The following is a 25,289-nucleotide window of genomic DNA, read 5'->3' on the forward strand; positions in this document are numbered from 1 at the left end:
CGCGAAGCGAAAATTCGAGGCCTAATCTTTGGGCCGCAACACCAGCCAGATCAGCGCGCCGCCTGCAAGCATCAGAAACGGCGCCATCGCCAGATTGACCGAGACCCAGCCCGCCTGAGCCGATGTGCCCGAGCAGTTCATCAGCCCGCCCGAGGCCAATGACGCCACAAAGACCCCGCCAAAGACGATCAGGTCGTTCATACCCTGCACGCGGCCGCGCTCGTGGGGGGCGTGGCTGCCCGCCAGCATTGTGGTTGCGCCGATAAAGCCGAAGTTCCAGCCGACCCCCAAGAGGATGAGCGCCACAAAGAAGTGCTCCAGATCAACGCCCATGAGCGCCACAGCGCCCGCGGCTGCCAGAATAAACAGCCCGAGTGCGACGATCTTTTCCGCCCCGAAGCGGGCAATCAGGTGACCCGTGAAGAAGCTCGGCACATACATCGCCAGAACGTGCGCGGTGACAACATAGCCTGCGATAAACTGGAACTGATCGCGCAGTGACCCTGCGGGCACCACCCCTTCGATCCAAGCGGGGATATCGGTTTCGCCGCCGACGCCACATCCGACAACGGCCAGAGGGGTCGAGGTCATGACAAGGTTCATGAGCGCATAGGAGACCATGGCCGAGATGATTGCCACAGCCACCACAGGGGTTTTGAGCAAGTCAACCCGCGAGCGCCCGCGCGGCGCATCATGGGCTGGCACGGCCGGTTTGGGGATGTCCAGAAACAGAAACAGAATCGAGCCAAGGATATTGACGGCCATCACGGCAAGGTAGGTTCCGACAAAGGGCACGGCCCCGAAGGCGAGGGAGGAATAATTGCCAAGCTGCGGGCCGATAATGGCCGCAAGCAGCCCGCCGGCCATCACATAAGAGATCGCTTTGGGGCGATAGGCATCAGAGGCGGTATCGGCGGCGGCAAAGCGGTAAAACCCTTGCGCAGACATATAAATGCCCGTGATGAAGCTGCCGAGCAGATACAGCCCGAAGGAGGCATGATAAAGACCAAAGGCGGCGATCGCTGCGCCGAGCGCGCCTGCGAAAGCCCCGAGCATAAAGCCTGCGCGCCGCCCGTAGGCCTGCATGAACCCGCTCAGAGGCGTTGCCGCGAGCATGGAGCCCAGCACGATCATCGAGATCGGCAGGGTGGCAAAACAGAGGTTGGTCGTGAGCATTTGGCCTGCGAGGCCGCCGACTGTGAAAATCATCGGCATTTGCGAGCCGAGAAGCGCTTGGGCAAAAACCAAAATCCAGACATTGCGCTTGGCGCGGGTGTGGCTCTCTTGGTTGTTAACGGGTGAAGCTGTTTGTGTCATGGAGACTGGCTAGCCCCTTTTGGAGGGCCTCGCAAGCGCCATGGCGGCGGCTGTCAGCGCTAACGCAGGCATTTTTCAGCCGCCGCGGCGCTATTGCGTCTTTTCACTTTGCTGCATAGGGCTTAGATAAGGTGGGCAAAGTTACGGCACAGCGCCCAAGCGCGCGCCGACCAAGGGAGAAAGACATGCTCAACAATATCGGCCTGCCCGGCCTTCTTCTCATCGCTGTTGTGGTGCTCGTGCTGTTTGGCCGCGGCAAGATTTCGTCGCTTATGGGCGAAGTTGGCAAAGGCATCACCGCCTTCAAAAAAGGCGTCAAGGACGGCACCGAAGAGCTTGAAAGCCAGATGGCGGATGAGGCCAAGGACGTCACGCCTGCCGAAGACAAAGACAAGGCGTAAGGCTTTATGTTTGATCTTGGCTGGACCGAGCTTCTGGTCGTTGGCATCGTCGCGCTGATCGTCGTTGGCCCCAAGGACCTGCCTGTGCTGTTTCGCAGGGCGGGGGAATTTGTCGGCAAAATGAAGGGCATGGCGCGTGAGTTTTCCACCGCGATGAACAATGCCGCCGACGAAAGCGGGATGCGTGACACGGCCAAAAGCCTGCGCGATATTGCCAACCCCTCGAAAATGGGCCTCGACGGGATCAAGGACGCGGTGAAAGACGCCGCCAAATGGGACCCTGAGAGCGAGACAGGCAAGCTTGCCGCCAAGCGTCAGGCCGAGCGGGACCGCATGGTGGAAGAGGCCAACGCCTCGGCCGCCGAGACCGCCAAGCAAGTGCGCGAGGCCCATGCGGCGCGCGAGGCTTCCAAGAACGCCAAAGCCGCACCCGCACAGAAAGCCGCCGCCAAAAAGGCCGCGACGACGAAAAAGCCCGCCGCCAAGACGGCAGCGAAAAAGCCTGCCGCGAAAGCGGCGCCCAAGGCGGTTGCGAAACCAGCGGCCAAACAGGCTGCCAAACCTGCCGCGAAAACGGCGTCTAAACCTGCCACAAAACCTGCCGCGAAAAAGCCCGCTCCCAAGACCAAAGCCAAAGCGAAGCCTGCTGGAGATAAAGCATGAGCCAGTCCGACACGCCCGACGATATGGACGCCTCCAGCGCGCCGCTGATCGAGCATCTGGCCGAGCTGCGCACGCGGCTGATCCGCTCTGTTCTGGCGTTTATTGTCGGGATTGTTCTGGCCTTTACCGTTGCCGAGCCGATCCTTCAGTTCCTTCTGGCCCCGATTGAGGAGACTCTGCGCAATTTGGGCGACCCCTCGCCAACGCTTCAGTATACCTCGCCGCAAGAATATCTTTTCACGCTGTTTCGCATCTCTATGGTGTTTGGTTTTGCGCTCGCCTTTCCAGTGATTGCCTTTCAGATGTGGCGCTTTGTGGCGCCTGGTCTTTACAAGAACGAGCAGGGGGCATTTTTGCCCTTTATCATAGCCTCGCCGCTCATGTTCCTGCTCGGCGCGTCCTTTGCACAGTTTGTTGTGACGCCGCTGGCGATGCAGTTTTTCCTTGGCTTTGCCGACGTCAGCTCGATCTTTGCCAACCTGATGGCGCGCACCGTCGATAGCCTGCCCGTCGCCGCCGCTGTTGTGCCCGAGACGAGCGAGGGCGTAAAAATCACCTTTTTCGGGAAGGTCAACGAGAGCCTTGATATCACTCTGAAATTCATCATTGCCTTCGGGATGTGCTTCCAGTTGCCTGTGCTTTTGACCCTGATGGGCAAGGCGGGGCTTGTGAGCGCCGCGGGCCTTGGCGCGGTGCGCAAATATGCGATGGTGGGGATTTTGCTCTTGGCCGCGCTGGTGACCCCGCCTGATGTGGTGACCCAGCTCATTCTGTTCACCGTGGTCTATGGCCTTTATGAAGTCTCGATCCTGCTGGTGGGCCGTGTTGAGAAAAAGCGCGACGACAAGCTGCGCGAAGAGGGCTATTTTGACGACGAAGAAGAGTTTGACGATCCCTTGATGCGCGAATTTGACGAAGATCTGGCCGCAGAAGAGGCCGCAGAAAAAGCCTCAGAAGAAGACGATGACGGCATGGTGGACAAAAGCTCGTGAGTGAGGAGCTGGCCCGCATTGCCGCTGCGCTTGAGCGGATCAGCCCGCCGTCTGCTGCCGCGCCTGACTTTGCGAGCGCTGACGCCTTTGTCTGGCAGGTGGAACCGGATCGGCTTCAGCCCGTGCCTGAGGTCAGCCGTGTTGATCTGTCGCTGCTGATCGGCGTGGAGCGCTCGCGCAATACCCTGCTGGAGAACACCCGCCAGTTTGCCAAGGGGCTGCCCGCCAATAACGCGCTCCTCTGGGGTGCGCGGGGGATGGGCAAAAGCTCGCTCGTCAAGGCGATCCATGCCCAGATCCTGACAGAAGGGCTGCCGCTCAAGATTGTCGAGCTGCAGCGCGAAGACCTGCCCAGCGTGACGCGGCTTCTGGCGCAGCTGCGCGGCGCTGCGACGCGGTTTGTGCTGTTTTGCGACGATCTGTCGTTCAGCCATGATGATGAGCACTACAAGTCGCTCAAAGCGGTTCTGGACGGCGGGATCGAGGGGCGGCCCGAAAACGTGATCTTTTACGCAACCTCAAACCGCCGTCACCTGATGCCACGCGATATGATCGAAAACGAACGCTCAAGCGCGATCAATCCGGGCGAGGCGGTCGAGGAAAAAGTCTCCCTCAGCGACCGCTTCGGCCTCTGGCTCGGCTTTCACCCCTGCACACAAGACGACTATCTCGCGATGATCCGGGGCTATTGCGCGCATTTCGCAATCGCTTTTCATGAGGATGAGATGCGCGCCGAAGCGATTGAGTGGCAAGCGACCCGTGGCGCCCGCTCGGGCCGTGTCGCTTGGCAATATGTCACCGATCTCGCGGGTCGTAAGGGCGTCCGCCTCAGCTAACCCTTTCTTTTTGCCTTAAATATCCAAGCGTGCCAGCCCAGCCTTTGCACGCTATCGGTCTACGGGTTTGCCTTGCAAAGTGCGTCGGGGGAGTGCGAGGGGGCTGGCCCCCTCGCGGGGTCGGATTTTGCGAAGCAAAATTTGAAATCACTGCAAATAGGGCAGCGGATCGACGCTTTCAAAGCCTTTGCGCACCTCAAAGTGCAGATAGGCTGACTCGCCTGCGCGCACGGTGGCAAGCTTCTGGCCGCGGCTGACGCTATCGCCTTTTTTCACAGCGATATTGCCCACATTGGCATAGACCGTGAGCAGGTTGTCGGGGTGTTTGACCACAATGATCGGCACCTGATCGGCGTCGGATGTGATGGCGGCAACGGTGCCCGCCTCGGCGGCTCCGATCGGGGTGCCTGAGGGGGCCGCAATATCGATGCCTTCGTTTTTGCCTTTGGCGTAGTCACGGATGATCTTGCCGCGCACGGGGTAGGCAAATTTGCCTTGGCTGGCGGCTGCGGTTTGGGTTTTGCCAAGGTCGGGCGTTGCGGCGGGCTCGGCGGCGGCGCTGGCGCTGGCGCTGCGGCTCTCGTCTTTTGGCAAAGGCGTGACAGCGCTAGGCGGCACAGGCGTTGGCGAGCCGGCGCCCGGCTTAGGAACCTCCTCGGTTTGGGCTGCTGCGGCTTTGAGCGCCGCGGGGGCTTCGGCGAGCGGTGTCGGGATCAGGAGGAACTGACCCTCGCGGATGGAAAAGCTGCTGTCCAGACCGTTCCACTCCGCCAGCGCGCGCACCGAGGTGTTATAGAGCCGCGCCACGGTATAGGCGGTTTCGCCGCGCACGACTTTGTGGCGGATCGGCTCGATGCCGCGCTGTGCCGTGACGGCTTCGGCGGCAGGCGGCGTTGCGGTGGCGGGCTGTGTTGCGGGCTGTGTCGCTGGGGCAGGCTGTGCGCGCGCGATGGCGCCTTCGGCCAGCTCTGTGATGTCGACTTCGGGGGGCTGGATCGGGCCAGTGGCAGCCGCACCCGTCGCAGGCGAGGGCTCTGAGACGCGATTTGGCAGCGCGATGATTTCGCCGACGCGCAGGCTGTCGCCTGTTTGAATGCCATTGTAGCGGGCCAGTTCGGCCGGGTCTGCACCGATCCGCGCGGCCAGAGAGGCCAGCGTATCGCCGCGTTCGGCCACGGCGACTTGGTAGTTGGGGTAGGAGATAATCCCTCGGTTGTCAGGGCTCGGGCGCGCGGCGGTGGCATTGCGCGCGGCGTCTGATGTGTCTGCGGCCGAGCCGAGCTTGCCGCGCAGGTCAAAATCGAGCGGGCGATCACATCCTGCCAACAGGGCAAGAGCCGTGCTTGCGGCCAGTAGTTTCAGTCCTAACCCTTTGGTCATCTCGATATCCTCACACCTGCTCTTTGTGTCCAGAGCTTTTGTTACTTGCACGGTCTTGCCCTCAAGCGTCGACCTCAGGCTTCTTTTCCAAGCCCCTCCAGCAGGGGCACAAAGCGCACGGGGCGCAGTTCTTCATAGTCAAACCCGTCGTCATTGCGGCTCACCTTGATCAGGCTTTGCACCGCATCAGACTGCCCGACGGGCACAATCATGATACCGCCGATTTTGAGCTGGGCCAAGAGCGGGCCGGGGGGATCTTCGGCAGCGGCGGTCACGATGATGCGATCAAAGGGGGCCTGATCGGGCAGCCCGAAGCTGCCGTCGCCCGCCATGGCGGTGACATTGGTCAGATCAAGGCGCTGGAACAGCGCCTGGGTTTCGCGCACAAGGCGTCTGTGGCGCTCGATTGTATAGACGCGGCGCGCCAGCAAGCTCAGGATTGCGGCTTGATAGCCTGAGCCGGTGCCGACCTCGAGCACCTTGTCGCGCGGACCGACCTCCAGCGCTTGTGTCATCAGCCCCACAACCGAGGGTTGGGAAATGGTCTGGCCGCAGGCGATGGGCAAGGGGGTATCCTCATAGGCGCGCTCTTCAAAGGTGCCGCGCACGAAGTGGCCGCGATCCATCCGTTCCATGGCCGCGAGCACGCGTTGATCAATCACGCCTTTGGAGCGCAGCGCATAGATGAACTGCATTTTCTGCTCTTGGAGGTTTGCGGCAGGCTCTGTCATGTGTTGAGGTTCGCGAATTGGGTCAGCATATCATGCGCCGTCAGATCGGCGCGCATCGGGGTGACGGAGATATAGCCCTCAAGATTGACATCCGCATCCGAGCCGGGCGTGACGGGCACGCGTTGGTCATGGCCTTTGATCCAGAGGAAGCGGCGGCCCGAGGGCGACAGATGTGGCTCGACCCCGAAGGTGACGCCTTGGCGGAAGCCTTGAACGGCGACGCGGCTGCCTTTGACGCCAGCGGCGGGAACGGGGGGGAAATTGACGTTGTAAAACAGGCGGTAGTCCTGTTGCTCTTCGGGCTGTGCGGCAAGGAGCTTGCGCAAAAGTGCGGCGCCATGGACCTCGGCGGCCTCAAAGGGATTGTCGATCTCGTAGTTGTCCGGGCCAAGATATTGCGAGAGCGCCACGGCGGGCAGGCCTTGCAGGGCCGCTTCCATGGCGCCGCCCAGCGTGCCTGAATAGAGCGCGTTTTCAGCGGAGTTGTTGCCACGGTTGACGCCTGAAAGGACAAGATCGGGCCGCTCGGGCAGGATGTCATGCAGCCCCGCCAGAACACAATCGGCGGGCGAGCCTTCGGCGGCAAAGCGCTGCTTGCCCATTTTTTGCACCATCATCGGATGGGTATAGCTGATGCAATGGCCGACGCCCGACTGTTCAAACGCAGGCGCGACAACCCAGACCTCGCCCTTTGGGCCCGCGAGGTCCCATGCGATTTTTTCGAGCGATTTGAGGCCCGGAGCATTGATGCCGTCGTCATTGGTGAGAAGGATACGCATTTGGCCGCCTGTGCTGTTTTTTATGTGAATAAAGGAGGGGGGGCGACAGGGCAAGGCACGGCTTTGGACGGGGGCGCAGACGGGGGCGTAATAGAGTCGTTTATGCGACAGTGGTGAGGGCACTCACCCGACGCTTTGCGCCGAGGGCGCGTGCGGCGGGGCAGCCCCCCGCACCTCGCTATAGGCGGGGGACCAGTCCCCCGCACCGCGTTACAGGCGGGGGACCAGTCCCCCGCACCCCCTGGGATATTTCTGGAAAGAGGAAGTTGGGAAGGTGCGCGGCGGGAGGCGTGGGCGCGTGTTAGCTTTGAAGGGTGGCGAGCAGGCGTTTGGCTTCGGCGGCAGGGGGCGCGAGCGGCGCGCGGTCTTCGCCCGGGAAGAAGCGTGCACGCAGGGCTGTGGCCAAGGGCTTGGGCTTCAGGATGTGGACTTTGGGGCCTGTTTTGACGGTTTCAGCCTGCCAGCTGCGCGCGAGGGCGATCTGGGCTGTTTTGGTTGTGCCATAGGCGCCAAAGAATTTCTCGCCGCCATGCGTGTCTTCAAAGAAGAGCGCCTGACTTGTCGGTGTGAGTAGGGGCGAGACGTAGCCGATCAGGAGGCCTGTGGCTGTGAGATTGATCGCGACTGATCGTTCCCAGCCTTTCATATCCATGTGATCGGCGGGGGAGAGCGGAGCCGTATGCGCCGCCGTATGGGCCCAGATGTCGACCGTGCCCCAGCGGTCATAGATCGAGCGGCAGAGCTGGCCCATCGCATCGGTGTTGGTGATATCCATCGGCGCGAGTGTGGCTTCGCCGCCCTTGGCTTTGATTCGGTCGTCCAGCTCTTCCAGAGCGCCTGTGGTGCGCCCGACCGCGACGATATGATGGGTCACGCAGAGGGCTTCGGCGAAGGCGGCGCCAAGGCCGCGTGACGCGCCGGTGATGAGGGCGATTTTGTCTGTCATATCCGTAGCTTTCGTAGCGATCTTAAGGCAGTTTTATTCGGCGGCTTTCATCTCGAAGCCTTTTGAGACCATGTCTGTGGGCACGACGGGATACTCGCCCGAGAAGCAGGCATCGCAATATTGCGGGCAGCTCTTTTTACGACCTTCGGCTTCGCCAACGGCGCGGTAGAGGCCGTCAAGAGAGATGAATTTGAGGCTATTTACGGCGAGGTGCTCGCGCATTTCCTCTTCGGACATGGTCGCGGCGAGGAGCTTTTCGCGCTGTGGGGTGTCGACACCATAAAAGCAGGGCCAAGCGGTAGGCGGAGAGGCGATCCGAAAGTGGACTTCGGCGGCACCGGCATCGAGGATCATCTCCTTGATTTTGCGGCTGGTGGTGCCGCGCACCACCGAGTCATCCACAAGAATGACGCGCTTGCCCTCTATGAGAGCGCGGTTGACGTTGAGCTTCAGGCGCACGCCCATGTTGCGGATGCTTTCGGTCGGCTCGATAAAGGTGCGGCCCATGTATTGGTTGCGGATGATGCCCATGGCGTAGGGAATGCCGCTTTCTTGGGAAAAGCCGATGGCCGCTGGTGTGCCAGAATCCGGCACGGGGCAGACAAGATCAGCCTCCACGGGGGCTTCGCGGGCCAGCTCAACACCGATCTGGCGGCGGGTTTCATAGACCGAGCGGCCGCCGATGATGCTGTCGGGGCGAGAAAAATAGACGTGCTCAAAGATGCAGAAGCGTGGCTTCTGGCGGCGGAAGGGGAAGCTGCTTTCGACTTTATCGCCTGTGATGACGACCATTTCGCCTGGTTCTATCTCGCGCACATAGGTGGCGCCGATGATATCGAGCGCGCAGGTTTCAGAGCTGAGCACCCAGCCGTCGCCGATCTGGCCGAGCACGAGCGGGCGCACGCCAAGTGGATCGCGCACGCCGATCAGCTTGGTGCGGGTCATGGCGACAATCGAAAACGCGCCTTCGACGCGGCGCAGGGCGTCTTCCATCCGCTCGGGGATGTTGCGCTGCAAGCTGCGGGCCATCAGGTGAATGATGCACTCGGAGTCAGAGCTTGACTGGAAGATGCTGCCCCGTTCGATCAGCTCGCGGCGCAGGGCGTCGGCGTTTGTGATGTTGCCATTGTGGGCAATGGCCGCGCCGCCCATGGAGAACTCGCCAAAGAAGGGCTGCACATCGCGGATGGCAGCGCCTTTGGAGCCAGCCGTCGAGTAGCGCACATGGCCGATCGAGAGCGAACCCGGGAGGGTTTCCATCAGGGATTGTTTGGTAAAATTGTCGCGCACATAGCCAAAGCGGCGCACGGAGTTGAAGTCGTGATCAGGATGGTAGGAGACGATGCCGCCAGCTTCCTGACCGCGGTGCTGGAGCGCATGAAGGCCCAGAGCGACGAAGTTGGCTGCGTCTGTCACGCCGGTGACGCCGAAGACCCCGCATTCTTCTTTTAGTTTATCGTCATCAAAGGGATGCGCGAAGAACGGTTTTGCAGAGGTCAGCGGCGATGAAGAGTTGGGCACGGCGGGCAGCTCCGAATCCTGAGGACAGATTTGCCCCTTCATAAGGCGCGCGCGCGGCTATGTCACCCAAGGATACGACAGTTTGATGACTTCGGGCGTATTATTGGGCGCAGGTCGAGACCAGCTCTTCATATTGCTGGGTGATCCAGCCCAAGGCTTGCTCGGGGTCGCGCTCCTCGATTGCGCCTGTCATTTTGCCAAAGACCCGTGCCGAGCGGCTGTCATCAATCGCTGCGATGTCCTGACTTGTCACCACCGTTTCATAGACAAAAAACGCAATCGCTACGAGCAGGATGCCCCGCGCCACGCCAAAGAGGAAGCCAAGCCCCTGATCCAGCCCGCCAAGGGCCGAGCGCTGGATGAGCGAGGAAAACAGGGGCGTAAAGAGTGCGGCAATCACGAGAACAAGCGTGAAAATCGCGGCCGCGCCTGCGATCATGGAGAGTTCGCAACTGTCGGAGATGAGCTTGCCAACCACGGGCACCTCCTTGACCAGAGGCTGCACTTGCGGCGCGAAGAGAAAGGCCAGAAAGGCAGAGAGAACCCAGCCCGCGATGGCGAGACCCTCGCGCACAAGGCCGCGCGAATAGGCGAGCAGGGCCGAGACCACGATGATCAGGGCGACCGCGCCGTCTATGATTGTAAAACCTTCCATAGTCACTCTCTTCTTTCTGTCTTGCGCGGGGTCTTAGCCTGCGCCGAAAATATCGCCAACAAAGGCCGTTAGATCCTCATAGCGTTTGGCTGTGAGTCCCGAAGTTGCCGGGGCCTTATCCCCCTTTGGCATGATCGCGGTGGAAAATCCAAGTTTTTGCGCTTCTTTTAACCGGTTTTCTGTTTGGGATACGGACCTGAGCGCGCCTGAGAGGCTGATTTCGCCAAACACGACGGTGTCTTTGGGCAGGGCGGCATCTTCGCGGGCCGAGAGCAGCGCGGCGGCGACGGCAAGGTCGGCGGCAGGCTCTGTGACTTTGATACCGCCTGCGACATTGAGGTAAACATCCAGCCCCGCAAAGGGAATGCCGACGCGCGCCTCAAGCACCGCGAGGATCATGGCGAGGCGGGAGCTGTCCCATCCCACGACCGTGCGGCGCGGCTGGCTATGGGGAGAGGGGGCGACGAGCGCCTGAAACTCGACCAGAACGGGGCGCGTGCCTTCGATCCCTGAGAAAACAACCGAGCCGGGCGATGGCTCGCCGCGCTCCGATAGAAACAGCGCCGAGGGGTTTTTGACCTCTTGCAGGCCAGCCCCTGTCATCTCAAACACGCCGATTTCGTCAGCCGGACCAAAGCGGTTTTTGACGGCGCGCAGGATGCGGAACTGGTGGCCGCGCTCACCCTCAAAATAGAGCACTGTATCGACCATATGCTCGACCACACGGGGGCCAGCAATCTGGCCGTCTTTTGTGACATGGCCCACGAGGATCACGGAGACGCCTTTACGCTTGGCAAAGCTCGTCAGCTCGTGGGCGGCGGCGCGCACTTGTGAGACGGAGCCGGGCGCGCTGTCGACAGTGTCGACCCACATGGTTTGAATGGAATCAATAATGGCGAGTTGGGGCTTTTCAGCCTCAAGCGTGGTCAGGATATCGCGCAGGTTTGTTTCGGCGCCAAGCTTCACGGGGGCATCCTTGAGGCCAAGGCGCTGTGCGCGCATCCGCACTTGGGCGGAGGCCTCTTCGCCTGAAATATAGATGGTTTTCAGGCCTTGGGAGGCAAATTGCGCAGCCGCTTGCAAGAGCACGGTGGATTTGCCGATCCCCGGATCGCCGCCGACAAGGATCGCCGAGGAGGGCACAAGCCCACCGCCGAGCACGCGGTCAAGCTCGTCCATGCCGCTGATGGTGCGGGGCGGGGGGGCTTCATTGGTTGAGAGATCGGTCAGGGCGACCTGCCCGCCCCGTTTGGAGCCGATGGATTTGGAACTTGAGCCTTCCGAGAGCGGTTTTTCTTCCACAATCGAATTCCATGCGCCGCAAGCGTCGCATTGCCCCGCCCATTTGGGGCTGGAGGCGGCGCAGGCGGTGCAGACGTATTGGAGTTTCTTTGCCATTTTTCGGGTATGTCCGAGCGCTGCGCTGCCGTCAACCATGACCGCATCTCAGGCTTAAGGGCGTGCAGGCCGCTATTCGGCGGCGCGGGGCAGGCGGGTGACGATGTCGCTCTCGGCTTCCAGCTCGACCATGGAGATTTTGCCAAGCTCGGGGAGCACCGCGTGCAGCTCGTCGCGCAGGCGCTCAAGCTGGCTGGCGGCGACGCTTTCTTCCAGCTCGACCTCATGCAGCCAGTGCTTCAGCTCGGTGGCGACAAGCTTGGCGGAGCTGATGCGGCTGTTGAACTGGTCCACCTCGGTCTGGCGCTGGCGCAGGAAGTCGCGGGCGCGGGAGAGGGCCTCATCGGAGTAGGTCTGGGCGAGCTCTTTGGAGATATGGCTCATCTGTGCGGCGGCCTCCAGAACCTCAGGCTCAAGTGCGCCAAGATCGGGGTGGTTGCGCAGATAAACGAGGCGCTCGCGCACAGAATCAAACTCCGAGCTCAGCTTGAAGGCATTGGCGCGGTCCGCCGTATGGGCATAGTGATAGGCGCGGGCGACATCCTGCATTCCGAGCTGAAAGGAACGGTGCGAGGTTTCAAGCGCGAGGATGCGTTTGTTGGAGGGCAAAAAGAAAACCAGCAGCAGGGCGAGGCCTGTCAGGCTCGATTGCGCCCATATGCCTGCGTTTACAATCGGTTGCCCTGCAAGGCTCAGAGGTATTTCGAGCCAAGGCACGACACCGAGGGCACTCAGACTTGTATATGTCAGAGCAAAAACCGCAGCCATAACAACTGTTGCGAAGGCCAATCGGTGCAGCAGATAGGCGATGACGCGCAGGCCATGCATGAAGGTAACCATGAATCCCCCCCGGAACTCGAAAACTCATATGAGCGAAATACTGCCGACAGTTTTCCAAAAAATTGGACGAAAAAACAAGGTTTTTGGTGTGTTTGGCGTGAAATAGACTGTTTGAGCTCTATTTATCGCGGGCTTTTGCGACAATCAGGGGCGTGTCCAGCGATTGTTTCGTGCGTAAACTGAGCGCAAGGGAGGCCAGACTGCAGGCTGTGAACAGGTAAAGCCCCCAAGCTGTCTCAAGGCGACCAACGCCGATTCCTTTGGCGAGGGTGATGTAAAGCGCGACCAGAAAGACGTCAGCCATGGCGAACCGGCCCAGATGTGTGAGCGTGGGCAGGACGGCGGGCGTTAGCAGGCCAAACTGCAAGAGGGCGAGGCCGAGGGTCTTGAGATAGGGCAGAACGAGGGCGAAGAGCGCGACGATCAAAGCGAGGCCCTTATCTGTGCTCCAAAGCGACTGAAGCCCCGAAAGGAGCGAGATTTCACTCAATGTGAAGAGCGGCAAGAGGCCCGATTTCATCAGGGGCGCGCACCATGCGACGGGAAAGAGCACAAGCAACGACAGATTGGCGAGGCGTAACAGCATGGGGGGCTCCTTGAGGCTTTGCGCCGCGGCTGCGCCGCGTCGCCGGGGCGGGGGGCTCTGCCCCCCAAATGCAAACCCTTCGGATTTGCATTCTCCCCCCGGGATATTTTTAGAAAGAAAAAGGGGTCAGAGAGATTTTGGCTAGCGGACGGCTTCGATCGGGCCTGTTGCGCGGCCGTGAATGAATTGATCCAGATAGGGATCGCCCGAGGTGTCAAGCCGGCTTACGGGGCCGCTCCATTTGATCACCCCGTCATGAAGCATGGCGATTGTGTCGGCAATGGCGCGCACAGAGCTCATGTCGTGGGTGATGGTCATGGCGGTGGCACCCATCTCGGTGACGATCTCGCGGATGAGTTCGTTGATGACGCCTGACATGATCGGGTCAAGGCCAGTGGTCGGCTCGTCAAAGAAGATGATCTCGGGCTCGGCGGCTATGGCGCGGGCAAGACCGACGCGTTTTTGCATTCCGCCTGACAGCTCGGAGGGGAAAAGATCGGCGGTTTCGGGCTTGAGGCCGACGCGGCGCAGCTTTTCGATTGCGATTTCGCGGGCCCCATGTTTTGGGCGCTTGAGTGCGCCGCGCAACAGGCGGAAGGCGACGTTTTGCCAGACGGGGAGGCTGTCAAACAGCGCGCCGCCTTGAAAGAGCATTCCGAAGCGGGCGAGGAAGGCATCGCGGTCGCCTGTATGAACGTCTTGCCCCTCCACTGTGATCTGGCCGCTGTCGGGCGTAACAAGGCCAAGGACGGATTTGAGCATCACGGATTTACCTGTGCCCGAGCCGCCGATGATTACCATGGAGGTGCCTTTTTCGATGGTCAGGTTGACGCCTTGCAGGACTTGCTTCGGGCCGAAGGATTTATGAACATTTTCGAGCGTGATCATGAGGTAAAGAAGGCCTCTGTGAGAAGGTAATTGGCGGCGAGGATCATCACGCTGGCGGCGACCACGGCGGCTTTGGTGGCGCGGCCGACGCCCTGTGCGCCGCGGCCTGAGGTCATACCGTAGTAGCAGCCCATGGTGGCGATGATGAAGCCGAAGGCGGCGCCTTTGATGAGGCCTGAGGTGACATCCCAAACTTCCAGAAAATCGACGGTGTTCTTCAGGTAGGCCGCTTCGTTAAAGCCAAGGCGGGTCACGCCGACGATATAGCCGCCCATGATCCCGATGGCGTCGCCCACGGCCACGAGCACCGGCACCGCCAGTGTGGCCGCAAGCACGCGCGGCAGGGTGAGGTATTTCATCGGGTGGGTGGAAAGCGTTGTGAGCGCGTCGATCTGCTCGGTGACTTTCATGGTGCCGATTTCGGCGGCGATCGAGCTGGCCACGCGCGCGGCGACCATGAGGCCGCCCAAGACGGGGCCGAGCTCGCGGACCATACCGATTGCGACAATCGAGGGCACCACCTCTTCGGCGTTGAAACGCGCGCCGCCAGAGTAGATCTGGAGCGCAAGCGCGCCGCCTGTGAAGAGCGCGGTCAGGCCGACGACGGGCAGCGAGAGCCAACCGATCTGCACGAGGGCGATCCAGAGTTCGCGACCATAAAACGGCGGGCGAAAGAGATGTGTCACCGTATCAAAGGCAAAGAGCGCGACACGGCCCATGGCGGCGAGCGCGGCCAGAACGGCTGTGCCGAGGGCGGCGAGAGGAGAGAGAAGGAGGCCCATGCGTGCTTTATCCGCCAGAGTAGCGGCGCGTGTAACGGGCGCCGAGAGAGGTGAGAATTTCATAGCCTATGGTGCTAGCGCCCGTGGCCAGCGTATCGACGCCTTGTTGGCGTCCCAGAAGGGTGAGCGAGGCGGGAGTCTCGGAGAGGTGGGTGATGTCGACTGTGATCAGATCCATCGAGACGCGGCCCAGTAGGGCGCATTCGCGCTGGCCGTAGTAGAGCTTGGCTTTGCCCGACAGGGCGCGGATCAAACCGTCGGCATAGCCTGCGGCGAGGGTGGCGACGCGTTTGGGCTGGCGGGCGACATAGCCCATATTATAGCCGACACTTTCGCCGGCCTCCACATCGCGGACCTGCACAACGGGCAGCTCGAGATAGGCCACGGGCAGGGCCTCTTTATAGGGCGCGCCGCCGTAGAGGCCGACGCCTGGGCGGATCATATCAAAGTGGTAGTCTGCGCCGAGGAGCGTGCCCCCTGTGGCGGCGAGCGAGCGCGGCACATCCAGTCCGTCGGTCATTTCTTTGAAGACGCGCAGCTGCTGTGGCGACATGGCTGAGGCCGGCTCATCGGCGGAAGAGAGATGGGACATGATCAGCTTGGGGCGCTGTGCCATGACCAGATCGCGCAGGGCGGCCCATTCGGCGGGCTCCATGCCAAGGCGGTTCATGCCTGTGTCAAGCTGCACCCCGAAGGGCGCATCGGGCAGGGCCTCAAGCTGTCGCTGGAGTTGCTCGATCGAGTTGAGCAGGGGCACGAGGGCAAGATCACCGATCATATCGGTGTCGCCTGCCATATGGCCTGAGAAGATGTAGATCGTCGGGCCATCCCCGAGCGCGCGGCGCAGGGTGGCAGCTTCCTCGGCGGTGGCGACAAAGAAGCTGCGCGCGCCCGCTTTGGCCAGAGCGCGCGCGACGGGGCCAACGCCCAGCCCGTAGGCATCGGCTTTGACCACGGCACCTGCCTCGGCCTCTGTTAAAGCTTTGAGCGCGCGCCAGTTTTGCACGAGGGCGTCAAGATCGATTGTGAGGGTTCCGCTTGCCATGGGGACTTGTCGGCAGAGCGACCTCTAAGGTCAAGGGGGAAACTGTCGCGGCGTTGCAAAACGGGGGTTTCGCAGGTTTGCGGGTGTAGGATTGGGGCGCTGCCCCAAACCCCGGGATATTTTTGGAAAGAAAAAGGCCTTATGGGAGCGGCTTTTGAGGCGTGGCGGCCGTCTCGGCGAGGCGGGAGCCGTCTGTGCTGCCCCGTATCGGGGCTGAGCGCGGCGTGAGACCGATGGCGCGGGCGGCCGTCTCGGCAAGGGTGACTGCGGTCATATCGTCTTTGAGCCAGTCGTGCATATTGCGATACTGCGGGGTGATTTCGCAGGTGAGAGTGGCGCTTGGCTCGGTGAGCTGCACCGTCTCCACCACGCTTTGCAACAGCGCGCCCTTGGCTTTGAGGCCGTCACGCTCAAAGTCGCGCAGAATGAACGTCAGCGTGGCTTGGGCGGCGTTGCCTGTCAACTCTGCGGCCATGATGAAGCCGTCGCGGCCAGCGGATGCAGGTTGTATTGGGGGCTTTGCCCCCAGACGCAGGTTTTACAGGGGGCTTTGCCCCCAGACCCCCAGGATATTTTGGGCAAAAAGAAAGATGTGTGTGGTGAAGGGGGGGGCGAGACGGGCTTAGAACTGGTCGCCGCCGCCGTTTTGCTGCCAGGGTTTCACGAGGTTGCCAAAGCGGGTGAACTGGGCCTCGAAAGACAGCTCGACCGTGCCGATGGGGCCGTGGCGTTGCTTGCCGATGATGACTTCGGCCTTGCCGTGCAGGCGACTCATGCGCTCTTGCCACTCGGCCATTTTGTCAAGCTCGTGATCGGAGGGCTTTTCGCGCTCGGCGTAATATTCTTCGCGGAACACGAACATCACCACGTCGGCGTCTTGCTCGATCGAGCCTGATTCGCGCAGATCCGAGAGCTGGGGGCGCTTGTCTTCGCGGCTTTCGACCTGACGGGAGAGCTGGGAGAGCGCGATCACGGGGATCTGAAGCTCTTTGGCGATGGCTTTGAGACCCATCGAGATTTCGCCGATTTCTTGCACGCGGTTCTCAGAGGTGCCGCGCACGAGCTGGAGGTAGTCGACAATGATCAGATCAAGCCCGTGGGTGCGCTTGAGGCGGCGGGCGCGTGCGGCGAGCTGGGCAATCGGGATGGCCGCTGTATCATCAATGAAAAGCGGGCAGGCCTCAAGCTCTTTGGCGGCGTCCACAAAGCGGCGGAATTCGCCCTCGTCCATGTCGCCCTGACGGATTTTATGGGAGCTGATTTCGGAGGCTTCGGCGAGAATACGGCCCGCGAGCTGTTCGGCGCTCATCTCAAGGGAGAAGAAGCCGACCACGCCACCGTCGACCGCGCCTTCGGAGCCGTCGGCGAGCTTGCCGCGTTTGTAGGCTTTGGCCACATTATAGGCGATGTTGGTGGCCAGCGATGTCTTGCCCATGGAGGGGCGGCCTGCGAGGATCAGCAAGTCGGATTTGTGTAAGCCGCCGAGCATTTGATCCATGTCGATGAGGTCTGTGGAGATGCCTGCGAGTCCGCCCTCGCGCTGGTAGGCGGCGTTTGCGACATTAACAGCGTCCGTTACAGCCTTGAGAAAGCTTTGAAATCCGCTTTCGGTTTGGCCTTGCTCGGCCAGTTTGTAGAGCTGTTGTTCGGCCTCCACGATCTGCTCTTTGGGCTCGGAGGCGACATCGACCCGCGCCGCTTTGGCGCTGATTTCCTGCCCCAAGGCGATGAGATCGCGGCGGATGGCGAGATCATAGATCAGCTGGGCATAGTCGCGCACGGCGAAGGCCGAGATGGCCGCCCCTGCGAGGCGGGCGAGATAGGCGGGGCCGCCAAGCTCTTTGAGGCCGTCGTCATCTTCAAAGAAGGCTTTGAGCGTGACGGGGGAGGCGAGATTGTTTTTGGCGATCCGCGCGGCGGCGGTTTCAAAGATGCGGGCGTGCACGGGGTCATAAAAATGTTTTGGCGTGATGATGCTGGCGATTTTGTCGTAGACATCATTGTTTGTCAGCAGTGCGCCAAGGAGCTGTTGTTCGGCTTCAATCGAATGGGGCACGGATTCTGGCGAGGAGACTTCGGCACCTGTGGCGTTGAAGGCTGCGATTTCATTCATGCCGTGGTCTTTCTCTTTGGGGCAGGTGATGAGGCTTTGTAGGGGATCGGGGGGCAAAAGGCACTGTGTAAAGAACTGTGGAAAGACCTGTGGGGAAGTCTTGGGGTAACTCGGGCGGCGCTGTGGGCGTGCTTTATAGGGTAGCATAAAGAGCGGATGCCACCAAATGATGTGGCACCCTGTGATTCTCGTGGGGCTAAAACAGGCCTGCCTGTGGACAACTATTTTGTTTCCGTTTGGTTTGGCGGGCTTAGGGGCGTTTGACGGCTTATGTCTTGTTTTCGGCCTGCCATTTGCGTGGATCTTTTAAGAAGCGCTCGACCTCGGCCAGCGTCTCCTCAGAGAAGGCCTCTTGGGCGCGGGCCTCTTTGAGCACATCCCACCATGTGCAGAGGTGATGCAGGGCGACGCCGTGATCGCCGAGGGTTTTGGTGGTTTCGGGGAAGATGTCGTAATAAAAGATTACCGCGGTATGGGCACAGGTAGCCCCTGTCTCGCGGATTGCGTCAACGAAGCTGAGCTTTGAGCCGCCGTCTGTTGTGAGGTCTTCAACGAGCAGGACGCGTTCGCCCGCGCTCATCGCACCTTCGATGCGGGCGTTCTTGCCGTAGCCTTTGGGCTTTTTGCGCACATAGGTCATCGGCAGGGCCATACGCTCGGCCACGAGGGCGGCGAAAGGAATGCCTGCAGTCTCGCCGCCTGCGATATTGTCAAAGGCTTCAAAGCCTGCGTTGCGCATGACGGTAACGGTGAGGAAATCCATCAGGGTCGCGCGGATGCGCGGGAAGCTGATCAGCTTGCGGCAGTCGATATAGCTTGGCGAAGGCAGGCCCGAGGCGAGGGTATAGGGCGTCTCTGTGTTGAAGTTGACGGCACCGATTTCGAGCAGCATACGGGCTGTGAGGCGGGCGATTTCGTCGGGTGTGGGGTAGCTTGTCGGGATCATGATCAGGCCTTTGCGCTTGGGGAGGGGGCAGGAGCCTCCGGCGGGGATATTTGAAGAAAGAAAAAGACTTAGGGGGCCGACCAGTAGATCGGCCGGCCGGGGGCGAAGACTGTGACCGGATCCTCGCCGTTGGCGATCTCTGTCGGGAAGGTCACGGGCGTCTCTGAGCGGGTGAGGGTCAGGGTTTCGCTGTTGACGGGCAGGCCGTAGAAGGCTGGGCCATGCAGCGATGTGAAGCCTTCGAGCGCGTCAAGAGCCCCTGCGTCTTCGAATGTTTGGGCGAGACAGGCAAGGGCGACGGGGGCCGTGAAGCAGCCCGCGGCGCAGCATTCGCTTTCTTTGGCGTGGGTCGGGTGTGGGGCGCTGTCTGTTCCAAGAAAGAAGCGCGCATCGCCTGATGTTGCGGCTGCCAGAAGCGCTTCGCGGTGGTTGCGGCGCTTGAGGATCGGCAGGCAGTAATAATGCGGGCGCAGTCCGCCGACGAGCATATCGTTGCGATCGAGCATGAGGTGCTGAACAGTGATGGTGGCACCGAGGCGTTCGGCGTTGGAGGTGACGTAGTCGACCCCGTCTTTGGTTGTGATGTGCTCCATGATCACGCGCAGATCGGGCACGGATTTGCGGATCGGGTCGAGCACGCGGTCGATAAAGACGGCTTCGCGATCAAAAATGTCGATATCGCGGTCAGTGACCTCGCCGTGCACGCAAAGGGGGCAGCCTATTTCTGCCATACGCTCAAGCACGGCCTGAACCTTGCTGAAGTCCGCGACACCCGAGGCGGAATTGGTTGTGGCCCCTGCGGGGTAGAGTTTGACCGCAGAAATCAGGCCCGAGGCATGAGCGGCGGCGAGATCATCAGGGTCTGTTTCTTCGGTGAGATAGAGCGTCATCAACGGGGCAAAGCGCGCGCCTTCGGGCAGCGCGGCCAGAATACGGGCCTTGTAGGCCTTGGCATCGGCCCCTGTGATCACGGGGGGCACGAGATTGGGCATGATGATGGCGCGGGCGAAATGGCGCGTTGTTTCGGGCAAAACGGCGGCAAGCATTGCGCCGTCGCGCAGGTGCAAGTGCCAGTCATCGGGGCGGGCGAGGGTGAGCGTTTGTGTCATGGCTTGCCATTTACACATATTGCGCGGGGAGGGCTAGAGGCTTTGGGCGGCGTTTGGCAGGCTTAGCTGTCGGCGGCGTCAAGCTCGGCCAGACGGGTTTCCAGACCTTTGAGGCGGCGCTCAAAGGCGGGAACCGCGCCCATGCGGGTGGTGACATTTTTGCAAAGCGCATAGGCCAGTCTGGTGCGGCCCTTGTCATCCAGAGCGCGCAGCAGATTGCGAAGATACTGGCGGTCTTCGCGGCGGGCGCGGGCGAGATTGGCAAAAATCTCAGGCGTCAAGCGCCCCACGCCGGCCAAAGCGATTAGGCGGGAGAGGATTTTCATATTGCGCAGGCTGAATTGCAGCGCGCCGCCAGCATGACGCAGGCGCAGCTTCTGCACATTGGGGCGCGTGAAAAGCGCGGCGTGCATGGCGTCTTCGGTTTCTTCCGGATCATAGATCACAAAGGCCTCTTCGGCGGCATCTATCATGTCGGGGGCATAGCCATAGCGCGAGGTGAAATCTTTGCGGCGTTGGTCGGGAAAGCGTTCGTCCCATTCGGTGACGCGCGGATCAAGGCTCGCTTGGGGCTGTAGGGCGAGCACGCGCGCGCCCGGAGCGGCTATGGAATAGGCGGCGGCGGCATAGCCACCGGGGCCTGCGCCATAAAACAGAACGCTGTCGAAGGCTTCAAAGAAGCCGTCATCGCTGAGATCATCAAAATAGCCATAAATCTCGCGTTCGCGAAACCAGGACTGTCCGTCGGACATCACCGAGAGCGAGGACCAGCCCAGAACTTTGGCGATCTCCCAGCCTAGAGGGTGGGCATTGGGCGAGATCCGCTGAATAGCGTCATAACTCTCAAACGTGACCAACAGCGTTTCGCCCCCTGCGATATAGGAGGAAAAATGTTTTTTGCCCAAGGGCTGAAAATGGCCGTTCTCTTCAGAGAGCTCCGCCAGAGCGGTGAGCCAGTCGCGCTTGGACATCTGGGCAAGCGACGCTTGAAGTGTTTGTGCCAGATCCTGCATATCTCAATACCTTTTTCGCGGGTTTATCCCGCGCTTGAGACGAAAATTACCGAGGGATTGGGGCAGAAATGGGGAGGAGACGTGCCATTTTAATGCTGATCCGTGGCGGTTTATGGGGCTTCTTCGGCGGTGGGTGCTTTCAAGGCATGGCGGATCATCAGATTGGCCAGAGCCTGTGGCACGGGGCGGGAGGGCGGCGTCTGAAGGAGGCGGCCAAAGAGGGCGCGGTAAGGCTCAAGCTCAAGCAGCTGGGAAAAGCGGGTCTGACGCCATGTGACGGCAGTGTTGTGCAAGTTTGACAGGGTTTCATCGGCGTGTAGGGCGGTCAGCTCGGCTTGAAAGGTCGTGTCGAGCGCCAGAATGCTGGTATCTTCATCGGTGTTGTAATTGCGCTCGACCCAGTAATCGACATCGAGCCTCTGCGCCGAATGGACGGCGCGGCCACGGTCGGCCTTGACGACAAAGGCCTCCATGCTGCCAAGCGCGTAGTGATTGAGCTGCACGAGGGCATAATTGGAGCGGCCATAGCTGGAAAAAATCCGCTGCGTTTTGAACGGAGCGTCCAGTTCGCGGCCCTCGCCATCAAACCAGCGAGAGGCAGCGAGCCTGTCTGTGTCGGGCTGGCGGGGGCGGTGGACCCCGATTTTGTCGTAGGTTCCGTCGTTTTTGTAGAGCGTCTTGAACATCGCCGCGCGCCACGGCCATGTCATCACCACGGGGGCGGCGCGGGTGAACTGTCGGGTGACGGGGGTGTCGCGAAACTGGATCTGATCGGCATTGCCAAAGAGCCGCCATGTGAGCGTTATGGCGCTGGCCTCGGGCAGGGCGGCAAAAAGCGCCGCGAGCGTATGATCTCCCGTGTGGATATTGACAAATTCGTCGATATCCAGCGCCAAGATCCAGTCGGCCTCGCGGGCGAGCCTGTGTTTTGAGGCCAGCTTGAGGCCTGTGAACTGGATGCCGCCCTTGTCATAAGGGCCGTCATTGCGCAGGTGGGTCAGCAGACCGAGCGCCTCAAGCCTGTCAAGCATGAGGTCTGTGCCATCGTCACAGTCATTTGAGACCACAAGGAAATCTGTGAAGCCCACAGCCCTGTGATGCGCCAACCATTCCAAGAGGAAGGACGCCTCGTTGCGCAGGGTCAGAACCGCGAGCGCCTTCACTTGAGCGGCCAGTCCTTGCGAAAACACACAACTTTCTGATCTGACCAGCGCGGGAAGTAGCTGAGGCCCGCGGCGTGCATCGCGTCAAAGACCGCGCGCACGCCAGCAGCGCCGATCCATTGCGGGTGCAGCTCGATAATGGCGGCGCGCAGGCCGTCATATTTGAGATGTGGCAGAAGCTCGGCCTCGGCGCCTTCGATATCGCAGATAAAGACGTCAGGCTTCACGGCGCGAAAGACCGTGTTGAGGCCGAGCACTTCGACCTCCTCAACCGATTTCACCGGCTGATTGGTCACCTCAGGCGACAGGGAGGAGGCGAGGAAGTTTTCGCGCACATAAAAGCTCTGCGGCTTGCTCTTGCGGGGGGCAAGGAGGGCGTTGTGGGTTGTGACGGTTGTCACCTCGTTGAGCCTGTGCATCTGGTCTTGAAACTGGATCAGATGCGGGTTGGCCTCATAGGTATGAATGGCCTTTACGTTGCGCTTTTTGGCCAAGAGCGTCGAGACAAAGCCGATCCCGCCGCCCAGCTCGAGCACTGTGTCGCCATCGGTCACACACTTCAGGGCGGCGTCGACTTCTTTGGCCTCATAGCCGTTGAGGCGCAGGGCGCGCCTTAACTTCGGGGTCATCACGGCAGGGTCGCGCGGGACCATAACGCCGCGGGAATGCACAACGGGGAAGTCTGTGTCGGGTGTTGCTGAACCATCCATCTGTCAGCTCTCCATATCAAGAGCGAGGGCATAGGCCACCCGCTCGGTTTCGCTCAGTTTTACTTTCAGGGCTTGGTCATAGAGGTCTTGGAACTCTTGCATCTGATGCAGCTCTTGCACCTTGTTTTCATGCCACTTGAGGCCGTTTTGATGTAGTTTTTTGAGGGTCTTGTCTGTCATCAGGCGCTCGTATTCGGCGCGGGCGCGGGGCAGGTTGCGCTTGATTGTGACGTCTTTGTAATCACACCAGTCCATACGGATCCAATAGTTTAGCCCGATGGAGCGATCGACGTGTAGGGCGCGGCCACGCTGGCGCTTGATGAGAAAGCTCTCGGCAGAGCGCAGCGCATAGTGATTGAGCTGAACAAGGTCATAACCGATTGTTTTTTTTGAGCTTCTCCAGCCGCCTTTGATATAATCCTCGGTTACATCCTTGCCCGAGCCATTGACCCATTTGAGCGCATCACGCTTCTCTTCGATGATCTGATTGGGCCTGTGGCAGGAAATTTTGCGATAGGCGTCAAGGTTTTGAAACATGGATTTGAAGCCCCAAACGGTGTGCGGCTTGGGGCAATATTTGGGGGCGCAGGCTTCAAACTGCTCGATCACGAAATCATCAGAAAGCTTGTGCACGTTGTTATGGCCAAACAACCGCCATGTCATGGCGATATTGGTGGCGTTGCCCGTGGCTTTGAATAGGTCGCTCAGGGTGCCGTTGCCAGTGCGCACATTGATGAACTCGTCGACATCAATATGAATGATCCACTCGGCGTTTTTGATCAGCGGCTCGCTTTGGGAGCTGTTGAGCGCGTATTGCTGGGGGGATTTGCCCTTCCATTTGTTGTTGTCACGGTGTTCCAGCACGCCCATCTTTTGCAAATGGTCAAGCAACTCGGTTGTGCCGTCTTCGCAGCCGTTGGTGTAGATCAGGAAGTTATCAACCCCCATGGCGCGGTGATAGGCGACCCATTCGACAATATAGGGCGCTTCGTTTTTCATGCAGCCGACAATAACATTGCCGGTGTTGCCATTGGGCAGCTTGCGCATCGGCACTTCAGAATAAGGGGCGGCAAGCTCTTCTTCTTTCACGCGGCCCATGTCGTTGTGGGGGCGGATGTGCGTGGAGACGACGATCTGGTGGTTGACCTTGAACATCTCCAGAAATTCGCCGCGTTTGTCAGAGGTGCCGCTTTGGTGCTTTTCCTCAAGCTCGGCATCTATCGGCACAAACTCGGCCAATCGTGTGGCGCTGTCTTCCTGATCGGCCGAGAGCGCTTTGATATCGTCAAATGTGGGCGCGTGTTTGCGAATAAAATGCGTTGAGGCCGACATATATTGCGTGGCGCGCCAGCCGTCTGTCATTGCGGGCTCATGCCACAGCGTCGTTGGCTTGGGCGGGGTAAACCAGCCCTCTTGCAGCGTGTCAAAACGCTTGGTCAGGGCGGCATTGTCGGCCTTGAAGCGGTCAGCAACGGTGAACAGCGCGCCCGCATCGATCACAGGGCCGCGCACGCGGTGTGGGTAGATCAGCTTTTTGCGCATATCAAACGGCATTGAAAGTTCTTTGGCCTGCATATAGCGCACGAAAATATCGTTGAGCTGTTGGGCGCGCGAGAGCGTCTCGGCACTTGGGCTTTTGTCGGGCACGACGGCCTCGATCTGGCCCATGGGAATATCTGTGCCAAGAATTTCATTCAGCTCGGTGGCGCCCTCTTCGGAGCCGAGACGCTCCATATCGAGCGAACGCAAGTGGACATTGCCCTCTCCAAAGACCTCTTCCCAATGCTCCAGAAGGGCTTTGTAATCGACCCAGAAGGGAGGGAAGTGAATGTCGTTGAACTCTGCCGTGAGCGGGTTGGGCTTGGTGCGCATGGCGAGCGCATCGTCCCACCAGTTGTCTGATTTTGCCAGCTCCAGCTCCAGATCAAGTGAGAAGCGGCGGCCATCCATCACGGTTTTTTCGTAGTTTTGCAAAAGAGCTTTGCTTGGTTCATCGACATAGGCGTGAATCTGGATGTCGTCGCTGAAAGGCGCAAAGAACGCGCGCAGGCGCTCAAGCTCGCTCTTTTTGTGCATGAGCGCGCCAAGCTGGCCCGAGCTGATCACCAGATGCTCAGGCGTCTCGGCCTCAAGTGAGGCGGCGATTTGAGATTGCAGGTGTGAATAGAGCGCTTGCTGGGCGGCGAGCATCTCAAAGCCGCGCAGATGACGCACAAGGCCAACCTCGGAATTGGACGAGCAGGCCATATAGATGCGAATGTGGTTCCAGTCGGGGCTGAAAACCTTGTGTTTGGCCAGAAGGGCGGACTTTTTCTTGAGCACGGTGCGAAAGCGGGCTGTGCCGTAGTCTGTCGGGCCGATGATCAGGCTGATTTTCATGCGTCTCTCGTCTTTATACTGGCTGCTTGGCGGTGGCATTTGCTTGCGCGGGCGCAGGGGCGTTGAGGGCCGCCAAAGCCTTTGGGCGGGCCGAGA

Annotated in this window: 25 protein-coding genes; 4 read left to right on the forward strand and 21 right to left on the reverse strand. The window is 60.4% G+C overall.

Annotated elements, in window-relative coordinates; translation table 11 throughout:
* Window positions 1-21 precede the first annotated feature (21 nt).
* On the reverse strand, window positions 22-1,317 hold the full coding sequence (locus ACTF58_RS03225; RefSeq protein WP_438990526.1) for an MFS transporter: 1,296 nt from the start codon (window positions 1,315-1,317) through the stop codon (window positions 22-24).
* A 185-nt stretch (window positions 1,318-1,502) separates the two neighbouring features.
* Here ACTF58_RS03225 and ACTF58_RS03230 point away from each other — a divergent pair, with 185 nt between their 5' ends.
* Genes ACTF58_RS03230 through ACTF58_RS03245 form a run of 4 tightly spaced genes read left to right on the forward strand, consistent with a single transcriptional unit; the run spans window position 1,503 to window position 4,209 of the window.
* Window positions 1,503-1,718 carry a twin-arginine translocase TatA/TatE family subunit gene (locus tag ACTF58_RS03230; RefSeq protein WP_438990527.1) on the forward strand — a complete coding sequence of 72 codons (216 nt, stop codon included), beginning with the start codon at window positions 1,503-1,505 and terminating at the stop codon, window positions 1,716-1,718.
* A 6-nt stretch (window positions 1,719-1,724) separates the two neighbouring features.
* On the forward strand, window positions 1,725-2,381 hold the full coding sequence (gene tatB, locus ACTF58_RS03235) for a Sec-independent protein translocase protein TatB (RefSeq protein ID WP_438990528.1): 657 nt from the start codon (window positions 1,725-1,727) through the stop codon (window positions 2,379-2,381).
* A complete protein-coding gene (gene tatC / locus ACTF58_RS03240; RefSeq protein ID WP_438990529.1) occupies window positions 2,378-3,373 on the forward strand; it encodes a twin-arginine translocase subunit TatC in 996 nt (331 codons plus the stop codon). The genes tatB and tatC overlap by 4 nt, the downstream gene beginning before the upstream one ends.
* Entirely contained in the window at window positions 3,370-4,209 is an 840-nt protein-coding gene (locus ACTF58_RS03245; protein WP_438990530.1) for an ATP-binding protein, read from the forward strand. Before tatC ends, ACTF58_RS03245 begins: the two co-directional genes overlap by 4 nt.
* Before the next feature lie 147 nt (window positions 4,210-4,356).
* On the opposite strand, the gene ACTF58_RS03250 is transcribed toward ACTF58_RS03245, so the two are convergent.
* The 20 genes from ACTF58_RS03250 to ACTF58_RS03345 all read right to left on the reverse strand — a co-directional run bounded on the left by ACTF58_RS03250 (window position 4,357) and on the right by ACTF58_RS03345 (window position 25,193).
* Window positions 4,357-5,589: a LysM peptidoglycan-binding domain-containing protein gene (locus tag ACTF58_RS03250; RefSeq protein WP_438990531.1), complete on the reverse strand. Its 1,233-nt coding sequence runs from the start codon at window positions 5,587-5,589 to the stop codon at window positions 4,357-4,359.
* A 74-nt stretch (window positions 5,590-5,663) separates the two neighbouring features.
* Window positions 5,664-6,320: a protein-L-isoaspartate(D-aspartate) O-methyltransferase gene (locus ACTF58_RS03255; protein ID WP_438990532.1), complete on the reverse strand. Its 657-nt coding sequence runs from the start codon at window positions 6,318-6,320 to the stop codon at window positions 5,664-5,666.
* The gene (surE, locus tag ACTF58_RS03260) at window positions 6,317-7,099 is read right to left on the reverse strand and encodes a 5'/3'-nucleotidase SurE (RefSeq protein WP_438990533.1); all 783 of its coding nucleotides are present in this window, start codon (window positions 7,097-7,099) and stop codon (window positions 6,317-6,319) included. The genes ACTF58_RS03255 and surE overlap by 4 nt, the downstream gene beginning before the upstream one ends.
* Window positions 7,100-7,400: 301 nt before the next feature.
* A complete protein-coding gene (locus ACTF58_RS03265) occupies window positions 7,401-8,045 on the reverse strand; it encodes an SDR family NAD(P)-dependent oxidoreductase (protein ID WP_438990534.1) in 645 nt (214 codons plus the stop codon).
* Between the two features lie 33 nt (window positions 8,046-8,078).
* Window positions 8,079-9,608: an amidophosphoribosyltransferase gene (gene purF / locus ACTF58_RS03270; protein ID WP_438990535.1), complete on the reverse strand. Its 1,530-nt coding sequence runs from the start codon at window positions 9,606-9,608 to the stop codon at window positions 8,079-8,081.
* Between the two features lie 58 nt (window positions 9,609-9,666).
* Window positions 9,667-10,221: a CvpA family protein gene (locus tag ACTF58_RS03275; RefSeq protein ID WP_438990536.1), complete on the reverse strand. Its 555-nt coding sequence runs from the start codon at window positions 10,219-10,221 to the stop codon at window positions 9,667-9,669.
* Between the two features lie 33 nt (window positions 10,222-10,254).
* Window positions 10,255-11,619, reverse strand: coding sequence for a DNA repair protein RadA (gene radA, locus ACTF58_RS03280; protein WP_438990537.1), 1,365 nt, complete (start codon window positions 11,617-11,619; stop codon window positions 10,255-10,257).
* A gap of 72 nt (window positions 11,620-11,691) precedes the next feature.
* Window positions 11,692-12,459 (reverse strand): DNA repair protein, encoded by a 768-nt coding sequence (locus ACTF58_RS03285; RefSeq protein ID WP_438990538.1) that lies wholly within the window; start codon window positions 12,457-12,459, stop codon window positions 11,692-11,694.
* A gap of 118 nt (window positions 12,460-12,577) precedes the next feature.
* Window positions 12,578-13,045 (reverse strand): paraquat-inducible protein A, encoded by a 468-nt coding sequence (locus ACTF58_RS03290; protein WP_438990539.1) that lies wholly within the window; start codon window positions 13,043-13,045, stop codon window positions 12,578-12,580.
* 141 nt (window positions 13,046-13,186) lie between these two features.
* The gene (locus ACTF58_RS03295; protein WP_438990540.1) at window positions 13,187-13,933 is read right to left on the reverse strand and encodes an ABC transporter ATP-binding protein; all 747 of its coding nucleotides are present in this window, start codon (window positions 13,931-13,933) and stop codon (window positions 13,187-13,189) included.
* Entirely contained in the window at window positions 13,930-14,715 is a 786-nt protein-coding gene (locus tag ACTF58_RS03300) for an MlaE family ABC transporter permease (RefSeq protein WP_438990541.1), read from the reverse strand. The genes ACTF58_RS03295 and ACTF58_RS03300 overlap by 4 nt, the downstream gene beginning before the upstream one ends.
* Window positions 14,716-14,722: 7 nt before the next feature.
* Window positions 14,723-15,760 carry an alanine racemase gene (alr, locus tag ACTF58_RS03305; protein ID WP_438990542.1) on the reverse strand — a complete coding sequence of 346 codons (1,038 nt, stop codon included), beginning with the start codon at window positions 15,758-15,760 and terminating at the stop codon, window positions 14,723-14,725.
* A 139-nt stretch (window positions 15,761-15,899) separates the two neighbouring features.
* Window positions 15,900-16,235: a hypothetical protein gene (locus ACTF58_RS03310; RefSeq protein ID WP_438990543.1), complete on the reverse strand. Its 336-nt coding sequence runs from the start codon at window positions 16,233-16,235 to the stop codon at window positions 15,900-15,902.
* Window positions 16,236-16,382: 147 nt separating this feature from the next.
* Window positions 16,383-17,873, reverse strand: coding sequence for a replicative DNA helicase (locus ACTF58_RS03315; RefSeq protein WP_438990544.1), 1,491 nt, complete (start codon window positions 17,871-17,873; stop codon window positions 16,383-16,385).
* A gap of 268 nt (window positions 17,874-18,141) precedes the next feature.
* On the reverse strand, window positions 18,142-18,819 hold the full coding sequence (locus ACTF58_RS03320; RefSeq protein WP_438990545.1) for an orotate phosphoribosyltransferase: 678 nt from the start codon (window positions 18,817-18,819) through the stop codon (window positions 18,142-18,144).
* 68 nt (window positions 18,820-18,887) lie between these two features.
* Window positions 18,888-19,928: a dihydroorotase gene (pyrC, locus tag ACTF58_RS03325; protein WP_438990546.1), complete on the reverse strand. Its 1,041-nt coding sequence runs from the start codon at window positions 19,926-19,928 to the stop codon at window positions 18,888-18,890.
* 62 nt (window positions 19,929-19,990) lie between these two features.
* Window positions 19,991-20,941: a phosphoadenosine phosphosulfate reductase gene (locus tag ACTF58_RS03330; protein WP_438990547.1), complete on the reverse strand. Its 951-nt coding sequence runs from the start codon at window positions 20,939-20,941 to the stop codon at window positions 19,991-19,993.
* A 110-nt stretch (window positions 20,942-21,051) separates the two neighbouring features.
* Window positions 21,052-22,104: a glycosyltransferase family 2 protein gene (locus ACTF58_RS03335; protein WP_438990581.1), complete on the reverse strand. Its 1,053-nt coding sequence runs from the start codon at window positions 22,102-22,104 to the stop codon at window positions 21,052-21,054.
* Window positions 22,101-22,814: an FkbM family methyltransferase gene (locus ACTF58_RS03340; RefSeq protein ID WP_438990548.1), complete on the reverse strand. Its 714-nt coding sequence runs from the start codon at window positions 22,812-22,814 to the stop codon at window positions 22,101-22,103. The genes ACTF58_RS03335 and ACTF58_RS03340 overlap by 4 nt, the downstream gene beginning before the upstream one ends.
* Before the next feature lie 3 nt (window positions 22,815-22,817).
* On the reverse strand, window positions 22,818-25,193 hold the full coding sequence (locus ACTF58_RS03345) for a glycosyltransferase family 2 protein (RefSeq protein ID WP_438990549.1): 2,376 nt from the start codon (window positions 25,191-25,193) through the stop codon (window positions 22,818-22,820).
* Between the last annotated feature and the right edge of the window lie 96 nt (window positions 25,194-25,289).

Source organism: Lentibacter sp. (assembly GCF_965657785.1).
In the GTDB taxonomy this organism is placed as follows: domain Bacteria; phylum Pseudomonadota; class Alphaproteobacteria; order Rhodobacterales; family Rhodobacteraceae; genus Lentibacter.